The following is a 14711-nucleotide window of genomic DNA, read 5'->3' as shown; positions in this document are numbered from 1 at the left end:
AAACGTCAAAAGCTTACACACAAGATACCTCATACGTCGCGTGCGGCATTTCGGACCAGGGTGTCACGCGGCCAGCTGATTTCCACACAGGCATGCCCGTTTGCCCGGGCATTGAAGAATTTGAGCGTCGCGCCGGTCCGCTCCAGAAGCGTCTTGGCAATGAACACGCCCAATCCCAGCCCGCCCCCGCCATCGGGTTGGCGCGGATCGAACCGGTCTTTCGTCCTTGTTGTCAGATAGGGTTCCCCGAGCCGGCTTAAAAGGTCCGGCGGAAATCCCGGTCCGTCGTCCATGATGGCGATCATCACCCGCCGCCCGTCCCAGACGGCCCGGATCGTCACCTCAACCTTTGCGAACTGCACGGCATTTTCGATCAGATTGCCCAGCCCGTAGAGCAGCGCCACATTGCGCGCGATCACCGGCTCGTCCTGCTCAGCCCGGGTCTGGGCCAGATTGATCGATTTGCCCTCGACCAGCGCCGGCCCTTCATGGGCCTTGGCCAGCTCGGCCACGATGTCGGACAGTGTCGCGCTGTCGAAAAGGTCCGATCCCGATGGCCGCAGGTTTCGCAATTTTCCCAATATCGCCCGGCAGCGCGCCACCTGATCCATGATGAGATCGAGATCTTCGGCCAGCTCCCCTTCCCCATGGTCGCGCCGGATTTCCTTGGCCGCCAGCGCAATGGTGGCCAGCGGGGTGCCCAGCTCATGGGCGGCGGCCGCCGCCAGCCCGTCGAGCGCCGAAAGCTGTTGCTGGCGCGACAGGGCCAACTCGGTGATGGTCAGCGCATCGACAAGCTGGCGGGCTTCATGAGCCACCTTGTTGGTGTACCCGGCGACAAACCCCACAGCGCACAGGATCGCAATCCACACCCCGGTGAGATAGATGCGTGGCGGCTCGAAACTGACCCCTTCGATCCACGGCAAGGGCATGTGAAACAAAGCCAGCGCGCTAGCGATCGCAATGACCAGCGTGCCCACCCAGATCGTTTCGCGCGAAGCCAGCGTCGAAGCGGAAACCGAAACCGGCGCGAGCAGCAATATGGCAAACGGATTGCCCAGCCCGCCGGTGAGATAAAGCAGCCCTCCGAGTTGCAGACTGTCATAGGCAAGCTGCAGGAATGCCAGCCGGGTCGAGGGCCGGTGACCCGGCCCGTAGCGGATCAACAGCCCCGCATTGACCAGCACCGAAAGCGCGATCAGCAACAGGCACGCCCCCAGCGGCACGTCGTAGCCCAGCCCGTAGCGCACGACCACAACGGTGATCAGCTGGCCCGAAATGGCCAGCCAGCGCAAAAGCACGAGCGTTTCAAGCCGCATGGGATTGGCGCTGCGCGCCGGCGCCGGAGCGCTGGACTGTGTGATTTCGCTCATTTTTTTGTCTCTCCGGGCGGGTCTATGGGCACTCTATATCAGTTTTCAAGAGCGATAAATTTATGCGCTAACCCTTGATGCGGGCGCCGGCGACCCCAAGTTTTGTTGTGTTCGAGACTGGAGAGACCGCAACATGAACAGTGCAATTATCAAACCCGCATGGTCCCCGCTAACCATCGCTTTGATGGTTCTGGGCTTTATCATCTTCTGGCCGCTAGGCATGGCCGTCCTCGCCTACATTTTATGGGGCGAATATATGGGCGGCAGCCGTGAAAAGGCTGAAAGCTGGATCGCCGGCCAGAAGTCAAACTTCAAATCCCGCGGCTGTGGCCCGCGCCACTATCGCGCTTCGGCCACCGGCAATGCCGCCTTCGACGAGTATCGCGACGAGCAGCTCAAGCGCCTCGATGAGGAACGCCGTAAACTCGAAGAAGACCGCCAGGCGTTCGAAGAACACCTCGCCAATCTGCGCAAGGCGCGTGATCGCGAAGAGTTCGACCGCTTCATGCGGGACCGCAATGCCCCCCGCCACGACGACAACCGCAATGACGATGGCGGCGAGCGTCAGGGGTACTAAACCAGACAGATCGCCGGCCCAGGGGCCGGTGATCGCCCTCAAGAGTTCCCTTCGGCCGGTGGATTGTTCCCCCTCCCTTTGGTCCCCGGCCGCGCCTTGGGCCGCCTCCGCCCAAGGCACCCTTTGATCGCGCTTTGAAAAACAGGCCGCCTCCGCCTGTCCAAAAGCGCGATACGATAAGAAGCGGCACGCTCCTTTCCGACGTGCCGCTTCTTTTTTGTTTTGTCAGCTCGGCCAGCCTGCATAATGGCGCCCGCGATTCCCTTTTCTGCCAAAGAGACAATGGATGGGGCTGCCCCGCCTTTTTGCCCGAACCGCGATCCCTGAAACGACCGAGCTCGTCATCGCGTCCGGTCCGGTTACAGTAGCCGTGCGGGTCAACGCCCGGGCCCGGTCCTATCGCTTGAGCGTTTCGGCGCGGGGAGAGCCGGTTCTGACTGTGCCGCGCGGCGGGCGCTGGCCCGAGGCGCAAGCCTTTCTCGAGCGCAACACCGGCTGGCTATCCGCCCGGCTCAGCCGCATCCAGAGCCCTTACGCACTCGCCCCCGGCGCCATCATTCCCCTGCGCGGCAGCCCCCACCGCCTGGTCGGCCTCAGCCGGCTACGCGGTCTCGTCACCGTCGTCAACGAGGGCGACGAGCCACAATTGCACGTGCCCGGCGGCCCCGACCACATGCGCCGCCGCCTTGTAGACTGGCTCAAGAAAGAGGCTCGCCACGATCTTGAGACCGCCTGCACCCGCCACGCGCAAAATCTGGGCGTGACGGTTTCTGCCATCACCCTGCGCGATCAATCGACCCGCTGGGGATCGTGCTCGTCCTCTGGCAGCCTCAATTTCAACTGGCGCCTGATCCTCGCCCCACCCGACGTTCTCGATTACGTCGCCGCCCATGAGGTGGCCCACATTCTCGAAATGAACCATCGGCCGGTCTTCTGGCGCACCGTCGCGAAAACGTGTCCCCATTACGAGCGCCCCAAAGCCTGGCTCAAGGCCAATGGCGCAGCGCTGATGGCGCTCTGAACAACGCCCCAGGCCGCAACAAAAAAGCCCGGGCATAAACCCGGGCTTTCTCAAACGTCCAGCGCCGCCGATCCTACTCGCCAAACAGCCCGTTGAGCAGGCCGCCGATCCCGTCATCGGCCGGGACCGCCACGGGCTGCTGCTGTTGCGGCTGGATCTGTTGTTGGGGCAACGGGGCAGGCTGCTGACCCGGCTGACCCTGGATCTGGTCGATCGTGACGGGCGTTCCGGTCGCCGGCATGGTGTCCTGCATCGGCACCGCCACGCGGTCCTGGAGCTTGACATAATTGCCAGGCAGCGCCGCGCTCTGCAGGCCCTCATGGGCTTCGGCCATGATGTCGCGCCAGATCTGGGCCGGTATCTGTCCGCCGAACACCCGGGTCGGGGTGTCGTCGTCATTGCCCAGCCACACGCCGCCCACAAGGCTTGCGGTGTAACCGACAAACAGCGCGTCGCGGTTGCGCTGGGTCGTACCGGTCTTGCCGGCCATCGGCCAGTTGCCCAGTTGCGCCCGCGTGCCCGTTCCGGCCTGAACGCCGGTCTGGAGCATGTCGTTCATCATGCCCACCTGCTCATCGGTCAGGATACGGCCCGGTCCGGCTGGCGTTTCTTCAAACAGCACTTCGCCATCGGTTGTGGTGATCCGCGTGATCACATTGGGCACCACCCCATAACCGCCATTGGCAAACGGGGCATAGGCGCTCGTCAACTCGAGCAGCGAGACTTCCTGAGTGCCCAGCGCGATCGAGGGCACCGGCTGGAAATTGGTGGAAAAGCCCATCCGATAGGCCGTCTCCACCACATTTTCTGGCCCGATATCGATGGCCAGGCGCGCCGATACCGTGTTGATGGAAAAGGCCAGCGCGTCGCGCAACAGCACCGGCCCGACATAGCGGCCATTGGAGTTTTCCGGCTGCCAGCCCTCATAGTCGAGCGGCTCGTCCACCATCAGCGTGTCGGGCGTATAGCCCTGCTGCAGGGCGGCAAGATAGACAAAGGGCTTGAAGGCCGATCCCGGCTGACGACGCGAGGTCACGGCGCGGTTGTAGCTCGATTGGCTGTAATCGACCCCGCCCACCAGGGCACGCACCCGGCCTTCGGTGTCCATGGCCACAAAGGCCGCCTGGGAAAAGTCCAGGTCCTCGCCCTGTGAGGCGACGGCTTCCTTGATGACGAATTCGGCCTGCTTTTGCATGTCCCAGTCCAGCGTGGTCGAAACCACGACGTCCTCGTTCACCTCGCCCAGATAGTCGTTCATGAGCGATTCCACCCAGTCCGCGACGTAATATTCGGTGCCCGCCACCCGCTCGGTGGTGATGTTGGCATCCATGTTCTGGGCAGCGGCATGGGCCTCCTGCTCGGTGATGTAGCCCTCACGCACCATGTTGGCCAGCGCCAGCCGCTGCCGCTCGGCGGCCCGGTCGGGATGGGTGCGCGGGTTGTAATAGCTCGGCGCGGGCAGAATGCCGGCCAGCATGGCCGCCTGACCCAGCGAGAGATTGCGCGCCGAAATGCCGAAATAGGTTTGCGCCGCAGCTTCGATTCCGGTCGAACCCGACCCGAAATGCACGCGGTTGAGATAAAGCTCCAGGATCTGGTCCTTGGAATAGTTCTGTTCCAGCCACACCGCCAGAAGCGCTTCCTGCACCTTGCGGCCAAGCGTCTGGTCGGGGGTCAGAAACAAATTCTTGGCAACCTGCTGGGTGATGGTGGAGGCGCCGCGGGTGATGCCGCCCGCGCGGATCATTTCGATCCCCACCGAGGCCAGCCCGATCGGATCGACCCCGAAATGGCTGTAAAAGCGTCTGTCTTCGCTCGCCACCACGGCCTGGCCCACATAGGGCGGCAATTCGTGGATGCCCACGGCCTCCCCGCCGGTCTGCCCCCGATTGGTCAAAAGCTGCCCGTTGGACGCCAGAACCCGAATATTGGGCGGACGCTGGGGCACTTCCCAGGTGGAGGACGATCCCAGATCCTGCCCGTAATAGACAACGATTCCGGCCACCGCGACGCCGCCCAAAAGCAGCATCGTGAAGCAGAAATACGCAAATCCCACGATAAACCGCATCCCGCCCGAGCGCTTTTTCTTCACCTTGCGGTTCTGCGGCCGGCGGGGTTTGCCACCCTTGGGCCCATTGGAGCCTGATCCGGCCTGCGCGCGCTGGCCCCTGGCCTTGCGCTGCGGGCCGCCATCGACGCGATCATCGGGAGAGAGACGAAGATCCATCAAAGATCACTTTCGAGCATGGTCGTGAAAAATCGACGCGCGCCATCGTCCGGGCGCAAACGCGATGCCTACCGCTATCGCGTTCAATTGTGGCGCGTTTATGTGAATTTTTCCACTCTTACCCGCCAGTGTGGCAGCACGGCAACGGTTTTTGCCTAACCGGGGGGAGAGGGTCGCAATTTGTTCCGGCATCGATTGCCGAATGGCCTTTTCAGGAAGGCCCGCTCTCGCGGATGCCCGGATTTCAGATCGAGGAAACGATCGTCGCAGGCTGTGCCGCCTTTAGCAAAAAATGTGGTCTCTATGTCGATCCCGGCGCAATTGCCGCCCATGCCAAGCAGATTGCGTCGCTAAACCTCGAGGCCACCAGGACCGGCGTGACATTCTCGGCAAGCAAACCCATCCCCGATGACCTCGTCGAGAAACTGGCCGTCAGTTCGCGCGGCGAAAAGGGATTTTAAACGGTCCTGCGCAATCGAGAATTCGGCTCGCAACACTGTTTCTCAAGGCCATAACGCTGGAAAAACATCTTCGTTTGCACGCGTCTGCGCGTTCAGCGTATCTTTTTGTGAAGCGGTGCTTCTGTTCGATGATGGGTGGCAAGCAATGCCAGCCACCCATTGTCTGTCAGATCCAGTCCGGGACCATGCCGCCGGCGTAGCGCGCACCGAAAGCGCCGTCCGGCAGGATAGTTGCGATGCGGACCAGATCATCGGTCGACAACGTTAAATCCGCAGCGGCCAGGTTTTCCTCGAGACGTTCGATCCGGCGCGTTCCGGGGATCGGCACGATGTCGTCGCCCTGGGCCAGGAGCCAGGCCAGCGCCAGCTGAGACACCGTTATGCCCTTGGTCTGGGCCAGCTCGCCAAGCTGGCGGACGGCATCGAGGTTCTTTTCAAAATTGCCTGGTTGCCAGCGTGGATCAAAGCGCCGCATGTCGTCCTCCTCATATTCTGCCGAAGGCTTTACGGACCCGGTGAGAAAGCCACGGCCAAGCGGCGAATAGGCGACAAATCCAATGCCCAGTTCACGCGTGGTGGGCAGGACCGCTTCGACGTCGCGTTCAAAAACCGAATATTCGGTCTGCAGGACCGTCACCTTCTGCACGGCATGGGCCTTGCGGATGGTCTGCGGCCCAGCTTCGCTGAGGCCGAAATACTTGACCTTGCCTTCGGCGATCAGGTCCCTGACGGTCCCGGCAACGTCTTCGATCGGCACATCGGGATCGACGCGGTGCTGGTAGAGAATGTCGATATGGTCGACACCAAGATAGCGAAGGCTGTTTTCGGTCACTTTGCGAATATGGTCAGGCTGGCTGTTGGTGCCGTAATTGCCATTGTCGAGGGCAAAGCCGAATTTGGTGGCGATAACGATGTCGTCGCGAAAGCCCTCTACCGCCTTTCCGATGAATTTCTCGTTCTCGCCCCAGCCATAGAGTTCGGCGGTGTCAAACAAGGTAACGCCCATCTCATAGGCGTGCTTGATCAGGTCCGGGCCCGCTTGCGTGTCGGCCGCGCCATAAGCGAGGTGAAATCCCATGGCGCCGTAGCCGAGAGCTGACACTTCGGGTCCGTCCTTGCCGAGTCTGCGCTTTTGCATAGCAATATCCTTTCGTGCGTGTACGGGCACAATGTAGGGATGCTCTCGCCAATGCGGATGTCTGATGGTCCCGGATGATTGCCTGATTCTGCCGACCCATTGACCTTTTGAGGCAAGCGCTGTGGAATGGCGCCATGACACAACTTGACGACATTCGCGCCATTGCGCTGCGCCATGCCGGCGCGCCGCACCCGCAGATGCCGCGTCTTCATGCCTATTGCATCGACAACCCGACCGACGCCAATGGCCTGATCTATCAGCCGGTCGTCTGCCTCGTGCTGCAGGGCCGCAAACGCACGTTTATCGGAGATGGAGCGCTCGAATATGGCGCCAGTGATTGCATGGTCGTGGCGGCCGAGCTGACGGCGATGGGACAGGTCTGCGAAGCCTCGACCGACGAGCCCTTTGTGGCGCTCAATCTCTTTCTCGATCCTGCGGTGATTTCGACGATCCTGCTCGACATGAACGCGCTCGCCGAGCCTGCCATCGGCTCGGGCTTCGGCGTTGCCAAAGCCGGCCCCGCACTGCTTGATGCGTGGCACCGGCTCGCCAGCCTGCTCGACAGACCTCAGGAAATCCCGGTCCTTGCGCCTCACCTCGAGCATGAACTGATGTTTCGTCTGCTGATGGGACCGCATGGTGCATTGCTGCGCCAGATTGCCGGGGCCGACACGCGGCTGTCCCATATTCGCCGGGCGATGGCTTACGTTCGCCACCATTATGCCGACCATCTCAGCATTAGCGCCATGGCGGCGATTGCCGGCATGAGCGTGTCGGTGTTTCATCGCCGTTTCAAGGCGGTGACCGGCGTGAGCCCGCTGCAATATCAGAAGCATGTTCGGCTGCACGAGGCACGCCGGCGCCTCGTGACTGAACATGCCGAGGCCGCGACCGTGGGTTATGCCGTTGGATATGAAAGCGCGTCCCAGTTCTCACGCGAGTACAAAAGGCTGTTCGGTGCTCCGCCGCGTCGTGACGCGGATTCCTTGCAGGCGATTGTTGAAGCCGGTCCATAAAGCCCGGCATCATCGCGTTCGCAAAAGGCGGCAGCTTACCAGATTATGCGCGCGTGCTACCGATGAGCGGCGTGTGGCGGCGAAACCCGCCGCCCGAGCCGCACCCCGACCCCATCAGATATCGAGGTTGGAAACCGCGAGCGCATTGTCCTGGATGAAATCGCGCCGCGGCTCGACAAGATCGCCCATCAGCTGGGAAAAGATCGAATCCGCGTCGTCGGTTTCCCGGATCTGCACCTGCAAAAGCGTGCGCCCGTTCTTGTCCATAGTGGTTTCCCACAGCTGGGAGGCGTTCATTTCGCCCAGCCCCTTGTAGCGCTGCATGGAAACGCCCTTGGCGCCCGCCGCCTGAACGATCGCGAACAGCGAGCGCGGTCCATAGACCTCCTGGTTGATCTCGCGGCGCATCAGCGTCGGAACGCCGCCATAGATCTCGTCGAGCTTGCCGGCCAGATTGCGCAGCTTGCGCGCATCGGCCGAGCCCAGCAGCGCCGCATCGAGCGTGTGGCTCTCGGTCACACCGCGCACCACGCGCGAAAAGATGTATCCGCCCTCGCCGTCCAGGGCGCCTTCCCAGGTGCGCTCGGTCTCGTCCGACATGCGGTTCAGCCGGTTGGCCACCCGGTCGGCCAGTCCCTGGGCGGTCTCGGGAGTGTCCATGACCGCCGGATCGAGCGCGCCGACAACGGCGGCCTGTTCGATCATCTGGCGGTTGTAACGCGCGTTCTGGTTGTCGATCAGATGGTTGAGGTCGCGTGCCTGTTCCACGATCGAAAGCAGATCGGCCCCCGCATGGGTTGTCCCGGCCCGCGTCGTGAGCACCGCATCCTCGACCCCGCCGGCCAGAAGATAATCCTCCCGCGCCCGCTCGTCCTTGAGATACTGCTCGGAGCGCCCGCGCGTCACCTTGTAGAGCGGCGGCTGGGCGATATAGAGGTGCCCGCGCTCGATGATTTCGGGCATCTGCCGGTAAAAGAACGTCAAAAGCAGCGTACGGATATGGGCGCCGTCCACGTCGGCGTCGGTCATGATGATGATCTTGTGGTAGCGGAGCTTGTCGGGGTTGAACTCCTCGCGCCCGATGCCCGTGCCCAAAGCGGTGATCAGCGTACCCACCTGGTCGGACGAAATCATCCGGTCGAACCGGGCGCGTTCCACGTTCAGGATTTTCCCGCGCAGCGGCAGCACCGCCTGGGTAGCCCGATCGCGCCCCTGCTTGGCAGAACCACCGGCCGAATCGCCCTCGACGATAAAGATCTCCGCCTTGGCCGGATCGCGCTCCTGGCAATCGGCGAGCTTTCCCGGAAGCGAGGAGATTTCCAGCGCCGATTTGCGCCGCGTCAATTCCCGCGCCTTGCGCGCCGCTTCACGCGCCGCCGCGGCCTCGGCCACCTTGGTGGCGATGGCCTTGGCTTCAGCGGGATGTTCCTCGAACCACTGGTTGAGCTTGTCGTTGACCACGTTCTCGACCACCGGCCGCACTTCGGACGAGACCAGCTTGTCCTTGGTCTGAGACGAGAACTTGGGGTCCGGAACCTTGACCGACAGCACGCAGGTCAGCCCCTCGCGGGTATCGTCGCCGGTCAGCGAGACCTTTTCGCGCTTGGTGATCCCGCTCTGCTCGGCATAGCCATTGACCTGCCGCGTCAGCGCGCCGCGCAGCCCCGCAAGGTGCGTGCCGCCGTCGCGCTGGGGAATGTTGTTGGTAAAGCACAAGACGTTCTCGTGGTAGCTGTCGTTCCACCACAGCGCCACTTCCACGGTGATCCCGTCCTTTTCCGAAATCAGCGAAATGGGCTTGTCGAGCAGCGCCGATTTGTTCTTGTCGAGATACTGAACGAAGGCCTCGAGCCCGCCCTCATACATCAGGTCGATCTCGACGATCTCGGGATGCCGCTTGTCGCGCAGGATGATGTGGACGCCCGAATTGAGGAACGCCAGTTCGCGCAACCGGTGCTCGAGCGTCTTGAAGTCGAACTCGACCATGGTGAAGGTCTCGCTCGAGGGCATGAAGGTGATTTCCGTACCCGAACGGCCCTCATTGGTGCCCGGCTGCTTGTCTTCGACATAGTCGCCGATCCGCTTGAGCGGCCCGTCGGCCACCCCATGGGTGAAGTTCACCTCGTAGATGCCACCGGCCCGGCGGATCTTGAGCTTGAGCCAGACCGAAAGCGCGTTGACCACCGAAATTCCCACCCCGTGCAAACCGCCCGAGACCTTGTAGGAATTCTGGTCGAATTTCCCGCCCGCATGAAGCTGGGTCATGATCACTTCGGCCGCCGAAATCCCCTCTTCCTTGTGGATATCGGTGGGAATGCCGCGCCCGTTGTCGGTCACCGTCACCGAGCCATCGGCATTGAGCGTCACCGAAACCAGATCCGCATGGCCGGCCAGCGCCTCGTCGACCGAATTGTCGACGGCCTCATAGACCATGTGGTGCAGGCCCGTGCCGTCGTCGGTGTCCCCGATATACATGCCCGGCCGTTTCCGGACCGCATCGAGGCCCTTTAGGACCTTGATCGAATCCGCGCCATACTCTGCATCATTGGGGATCGGGGGCGTGTCGCTCATGAAAGAAGAATCAGCCTTGTTGGGAATTGATAACTTGTACCTGATTGGGGGCTTATCCCCAAGCAATTTGGCCCGTTTTTGGCTTTCCAGCACCACAATGTGACGGCTTTTTCAGCCCACGGGCCGCACCACGCCCGAATGCACCGAAAACGGTTGCGCGCGGTCGCCCAAAGCGGCGAAAAGCACAGGGTCCGTGCCGGTCATCCAGCACTGGGTTCCCAGCTTCTCGAGCGCATCGAACAGCGCGCCCCGCCGCACCGGATCGAGATGGGCGGCGATCTCGTCGAGCAAAAGGATGGGGGTGATCCCGGTCATTGTCGAAACCAGCCGCGCATGGATCAGCACCAGCCCGATCAAAAGCGCCTTCTGCTCGCCTGTCGAGCACAATCCCGCCGGCATCGCTTTTGGCGCATGGGTCACATCGAGATCGATGCGGTGTGGTCCTAATGTGGTGCGTCCGGCCGCCCGATCAAGCCCCCTGGCCGCCCGCCACAGCCCGCTCAGCGCCGCTTCCAGCCCGCTGGCGGTTTGCGGAATCTCCCCTTCCATCATCGGGGTAATCGCCAGCAGCGCCGCGGGAAAACCCGTATCGGCAACCGACTTCTCCATAAGCGCCTGCAGATGGGCCAGTGAATCGGCGCGCGCGAAATAGATCGCGGTGGCCAATTCGGCCATCTGCGCCTCGATGGCGCTCAGCCAGGCGGCGTCACCATTGTCCTCGAGCAGCCGGTTGCGCTGGCGCATGGCCTTCTCGAAATCGGAAACGGTGCTCGAATGGCCCGGATGGAGCGCGGTGACCAGCCGGTCTAAAAACCGCCGCCGCTCGCTGGCCGGGCCGGTAAACAACCCGTCCATCGATGGCGTGAGCCACAAGATGCGCACATGCTCGCTCATCTCTTCGATGGCCCGTGCATTGGCGCCGTTGATCCGCACCCGCCGCCCGGAGGCGTCGGCGCTGGCGCCCGTGCCGATATCGACCGGCCCGAACGCCGTCTCGATGCTTGCCGCCACGGCCCACAGCCCGTCCCCGCCGACCGTTCCCAGCGTGTCGAACCCGGCCCGCCGCAACCCGCGCCCCGGCGCCAGCAGCGAAATCGCTTCAATCAGATTGGTCTTGCCCGCCCCGTTCTCGCCCGTCAGCACCACATGGCGATGATCGAGATCGAGCGCCGCGCTGGGATAATTGCGAAACCCCGTCAGCCGCAGCCGGGAAATATAGCGCTGTGCATCGGTCATGAGTTCAGTCCGCGCCGCCAGCATGGGATGTCCTGAACGCTCGTGGTGGCGGATTCAGGTCAGGCCGGAGCGAAAGCCGTACATTTCGAGAACCGGAGCGGAGCGCACTTACAGTACGTGAGCACCGGAAGTGCAGAAATGTGCGGCTTGCAGCCCGTCCTTACCTGAATCACACACGCATGGGCATGAGGACGAAAAGCGCCTTGGTCTCCCCATCCTCGCGCACCAGCGTCGGCGATCCGGCGTCGTTGAACATGAAGGTCGCGCTTTCCGTGCGGATCTGGGCGATGATTTCCAAAAGATAGCGCGCGTTGAACCCGATCTCGAACCCTTCGAGGTCGAATTCGACGGCCAGCTCTTCATTCGCCGTGCCGTGATCGGGATTGGTCACGCTCAATTCGAGCTGCCCCGGCGTCAGCGCCAACTTGACCGCCTTGCCGCCGCGTTCGGACGCAATTGTCGATACCCGGTCCACGGCCCGTGCCAGGCTGTCGCGATCGACCACCAGCGCCTTGTCGTTGTTCTTGGGCGTTACACGCTCGTAATCGGGGAAACTGCCCTCGATCAGCTTTGAGAGCAGGATCACCCCGCCCAGCGTAAAGCGGATCTTGGTATCGGAAAGCTCGACCTTGACCTCGTCCTCGACCCCGTCGAGCAATTTTAACACTTCGGCCACGGTCTTGCGCGGAATGATGATGCCCGGCATCCCCGCCGAACCCTGTGGCGCTTCGGCTTCCACCCGCGCCAGCCGGTGCCCGTCGGTTGCCACCGCGCGCATCACCACCCCGTCCGGGCCGTCCACGGTGTGCACGAAAATCCCGTTGAGATAGTAGCGCGTTTCCTCGTTGGAAATCGCGAACTGGGTGCGCTCAATCAGATCCTTGAGCATCTCGACCTTGATCGAGAAATTGTGGGTGAACGCGCCCGATTTCAGGTCAGGGAACCCGTCCGGGTTCAAACACGCCAGATGAAAGCGCGACCGGCCTGAACTGATCAACATCTGATCGTTCCCGTCGGTCTCCAGCACGACATCGGCGCCATCGGACAGCTTGCGCACGATTTCATAAAGGGTGTGCGCAGGCACGGTGGTCGTGCCCGGCGTGCCCGTCATGGCCGGCACGGTTTCGGTCACTTCGATATCGAGGTCGGTGGCCCGCAAATCCAGCCCGTCGCCCGTGGCGCTCATCAGAACGTTGGCGAGGATCGGATAGGTGTTGCGCCGCTCGACAACGCGGTGCACATGCCCCAGTGACTTGAGCAGATGGTTGCGCTCGAGCGTGACCTTCATGGCTTTTTGGACCCCTGATCTTTTCTGTCTGGTTTTCGCTGGCCCTGGACGGGCCATCACCGGCGCAAAAGCCGGGCACAGACCCTGCATCGCCGGGTAAAAAAACGCAAGGCCCCACCGGGCCGCAGGGCGCCGGCGAAGCGAAAATCTGGTGGATAGTTGGCAGCCAGCCCGGCCCGCCTCTCGCTTGGGGAGCGCGCACCGCACAGCGGCGGCGGGCAAGGGGCACTCTATTGGCTTTGGCGCTGCCTGGCCTCGCGCATAGCTCTTCGGGCGCAGTCTGCCTTCCAAAGCGCCACCGGCGCTTTGGATCGCGCAGCGACCGGCAGATTACTCCTCCAGCATTCTGCGGAGCAGTTCGATTTCCTGGGTCAATTCCCCGTCCTGGCTCATCAGCTGCTCCACCTTGCGCACCGAATGGAGCACGGTCGTGTGGTCGCGCCCGCCGAACCGGCGGCCGATTTCGGGCAGGGACCGCGAGGTCAGCGACTTGGCCAGATACATGGCGATCTGGCGCGGGCGCACCACATCGCGCGAGCGGCGCGACGACAAAAGCTCATTGCGCGGCACCTTGTAATGCCGGGCGACGATTTTCAGGATGTCCTCGATCCGCACCCTGGGTGTGTCCCGCGAGCGAATGAGGTCCTGCAGGGTCTTTTCGGCCAGCCCCACGGTGATCGGCTCGCCGGTCAGCTGGTTGGCGGCCACCAGCCGGTTGACCGCTCCATCGAGATCGCGACCATGGCTCACGATCGAGCGCGCCACGTAATCGATGACAGGGCCGGGAAAGCTCAGCCCGGTAAACCGGCTTGCCGCCTGGTCAGCCCGTTTCTGCACGATGGCTCGGCGCAGTTCGGGATCGAACTGGGTGATCGGGATCACAAGCCCGCCCGAAAGCCGCGAGCGCACACGGTCGTCGAGCATTTCGAGATCGCGCGGGGGCGCATCGCCCGCCACCACAACCTGCTTGGTGCCCGAAATCAGGGTCGAGAGCGTATGGCCGAATTCGGTGGCCGATTTGCCCTGCAAAAACTGCATGTCGTCGATCAGCAAGAGATCGATCCCGCGCAGCCATTCCTTGAAGGCCAGCGCTGACTGGTGCTGCACCGCGGTTATGAAATGGTACATGAAATGGTCGGCCGTCAGATAGACGATATTGCGCGAGGTGTCCGACGCCCCCGCCGCCCACGCAATGGCGTTCAAAAGGTGGGTCTTGCCCAGCCCGACCGAGGAATGAAGATAGACCGGGTTGAAGGTCACCACATTGTTGGCGGCAGCCGAGGCGACCTGCTTGGCAACATTGAGCGCCATTTCATTGGCGCTGCCCGAAACGAAAGTGTCGAAGGTCAGCTTGCGGTCGAGCGCCGAGCCCGAAAGGGCGTTGGCGCGGGTGCCGCTGGCCGGCTGGCTGGTGACCAGCGCCGGCACCGTGCGCACTGCCTGGGTGTCGGCCGGAGCGTCCGCTTCGGCGGCCGAGGGCTCTTGCGAGCTCACCAGCCGGGGCCGGGCCTGGCCGTTGACACGGACCGTCAGGTGCAGCCGTCCGATGGACTGGTCCTCGCTTTTGAAGGCCTCGAGAATCTTTTCGACGTAGTTCGATTGTATCCACGAGCACAAGAACCGCGTGGGCACCGAAAGATGGGCCAGATCGCCCACCACTTCCTCGAGCTCGAGCCGGGCAAACCACGACGTAAAGACATCTTCGCCAACCGCTGCCCTCAGCCGCGCCCGCACGCGCAGCCAGACCTGATCGGCATCCATCGTCATCTTGGTTTCCCCTTTCGCCCCTGTTGTCGTCTTTTG

At 62.6% G+C, this 14711-nt stretch carries 11 protein-coding genes; 4 read left to right on the top strand and 7 right to left on the bottom strand.

What is annotated here, in order from left to right; all coding sequences use genetic code 11:
* Positions 1–29: 29 nt before the first annotated feature.
* Positions 30–1373 carry an ActS/PrrB/RegB family redox-sensitive histidine kinase gene (locus V6617_RS00055; protein ID WP_338608333.1) on the bottom strand — a complete coding sequence of 448 codons (1344 nt, stop codon included), beginning with the start codon at positions 1371–1373 and terminating at the stop codon, positions 30–32.
* Between the two features lie 133 nt (positions 1374–1506).
* Here V6617_RS00055 and V6617_RS00050 point away from each other — a divergent pair, with 133 nt between their 5' ends.
* Positions 1507–1950 (top strand): DUF2852 domain-containing protein, encoded by a 444-nt coding sequence (locus tag V6617_RS00050; protein ID WP_338608332.1) that lies wholly within the window; start codon positions 1507–1509, stop codon positions 1948–1950.
* A 286-nt stretch (positions 1951–2236) separates the two neighbouring features.
* Complete coding sequence (locus tag V6617_RS00045; protein ID WP_338608331.1) at positions 2237–2971, top strand: SprT family zinc-dependent metalloprotease; 735 nt, start codon at positions 2237–2239, stop codon at positions 2969–2971.
* A gap of 73 nt (positions 2972–3044) precedes the next feature.
* Here V6617_RS00045 and V6617_RS00040 read toward each other — a convergent pair whose 3' ends face one another.
* Positions 3045–5198: a transglycosylase domain-containing protein gene (locus tag V6617_RS00040; RefSeq protein ID WP_338608330.1), complete on the bottom strand. Its 2154-nt coding sequence runs from the start codon at positions 5196–5198 to the stop codon at positions 3045–3047.
* 233 nt (positions 5199–5431) lie between these two features.
* Between V6617_RS00040 and V6617_RS00035 the strand changes: the two genes are divergently transcribed.
* On the top strand, positions 5432–5659 hold the full coding sequence (locus V6617_RS00035) for a hypothetical protein (RefSeq protein WP_338608329.1): 228 nt from the start codon (positions 5432–5434) through the stop codon (positions 5657–5659).
* A gap of 166 nt (positions 5660–5825) precedes the next feature.
* Here V6617_RS00035 and V6617_RS00030 read toward each other — a convergent pair whose 3' ends face one another.
* A complete protein-coding gene (locus V6617_RS00030; RefSeq protein WP_338608328.1) occupies positions 5826–6797 on the bottom strand; it encodes an aldo/keto reductase in 972 nt (323 codons plus the stop codon).
* 134 nt (positions 6798–6931) lie between these two features.
* On the opposite strand from V6617_RS00030, the gene V6617_RS00025 reads away from it, so the two are divergent.
* Positions 6932–7813 (top strand): AraC family transcriptional regulator, encoded by an 882-nt coding sequence (locus V6617_RS00025; protein ID WP_338608327.1) that lies wholly within the window; start codon positions 6932–6934, stop codon positions 7811–7813.
* A 114-nt stretch (positions 7814–7927) separates the two neighbouring features.
* On the opposite strand, the gene gyrB is transcribed toward V6617_RS00025, so the two are convergent.
* The 4 genes from gyrB to dnaA form a co-directional block, all read right to left on the bottom strand.
* Positions 7928–10384 (bottom strand): DNA topoisomerase (ATP-hydrolyzing) subunit B, encoded by a 2457-nt coding sequence (gene gyrB / locus V6617_RS00020; protein ID WP_338608326.1) that lies wholly within the window; start codon positions 10382–10384, stop codon positions 7928–7930.
* Between the two features lie 111 nt (positions 10385–10495).
* Complete coding sequence (gene recF / locus V6617_RS00015) at positions 10496–11620, bottom strand: DNA replication/repair protein RecF (RefSeq protein WP_338608325.1); 1125 nt, start codon at positions 11618–11620, stop codon at positions 10496–10498.
* A gap of 169 nt (positions 11621–11789) precedes the next feature.
* A complete protein-coding gene (gene dnaN, locus V6617_RS00010) occupies positions 11790–12908 on the bottom strand; it encodes a DNA polymerase III subunit beta (protein WP_338608324.1) in 1119 nt (372 codons plus the stop codon).
* Positions 12909–13238: 330 nt separating this feature from the next.
* A complete protein-coding gene (gene dnaA, locus V6617_RS00005) occupies positions 13239–14675 on the bottom strand; it encodes a chromosomal replication initiator protein DnaA (RefSeq protein WP_338608323.1) in 1437 nt (478 codons plus the stop codon).
* Positions 14676–14711: the final 36 nt, after the last annotated feature.

This window comes from Pelagibacterium nitratireducens, from assembly GCF_037044555.1.
GTDB classification, from domain to species: Bacteria; Pseudomonadota; Alphaproteobacteria; order Rhizobiales; family Devosiaceae; genus Pelagibacterium; species Pelagibacterium nitratireducens.
The sequence above is the reverse complement of the archived record's forward strand: the minus strand, read 5'-3'. Positions and strand labels throughout refer to the sequence as shown.

Coding starts and splice junctions, on each gene's coding strand:
- recF (WP_338608325.1), bottom strand. CDS start 11,620: ATGACCGATGCACAGCGCTATATTTCCCGGCTGCGGCTGACGGGGTTT.
- V6617_RS00055 (WP_338608333.1), bottom strand. CDS start 1,373: ATGAGCGAAATCACACAGTCCAGCGCTCCGGCGCCGGCGCGCAGCGCC.
- V6617_RS00030 (WP_338608328.1), bottom strand. CDS start 6,797: ATGCAAAAGCGCAGACTCGGCAAGGACGGACCCGAAGTGTCAGCTCTC.
- V6617_RS00050 (WP_338608332.1), top strand. CDS start 1,507: ATGAACAGTGCAATTATCAAACCCGCATGGTCCCCGCTAACCATCGCT.
- dnaN (WP_338608324.1), bottom strand. CDS start 12,908: ATGAAGGTCACGCTCGAGCGCAACCATCTGCTCAAGTCACTGGGGCAT.
- V6617_RS00025 (WP_338608327.1), top strand. CDS start 6,932: ATGACACAACTTGACGACATTCGCGCCATTGCGCTGCGCCATGCCGGC.
- V6617_RS00035 (WP_338608329.1), top strand. CDS start 5,432: ATGCCCGGATTTCAGATCGAGGAAACGATCGTCGCAGGCTGTGCCGCC.
- V6617_RS00045 (WP_338608331.1), top strand. CDS start 2,237: ATGGGGCTGCCCCGCCTTTTTGCCCGAACCGCGATCCCTGAAACGACC.
- dnaA (WP_338608323.1), bottom strand. CDS start 14,675: ATGACGATGGATGCCGATCAGGTCTGGCTGCGCGTGCGGGCGCGGCTG.
- gyrB (WP_338608326.1), bottom strand. CDS start 10,384: ATGAGCGACACGCCCCCGATCCCCAATGATGCAGAGTATGGCGCGGAT.
- V6617_RS00040 (WP_338608330.1), bottom strand. CDS start 5,198: ATGGATCTTCGTCTCTCTCCCGATGATCGCGTCGATGGCGGCCCGCAG.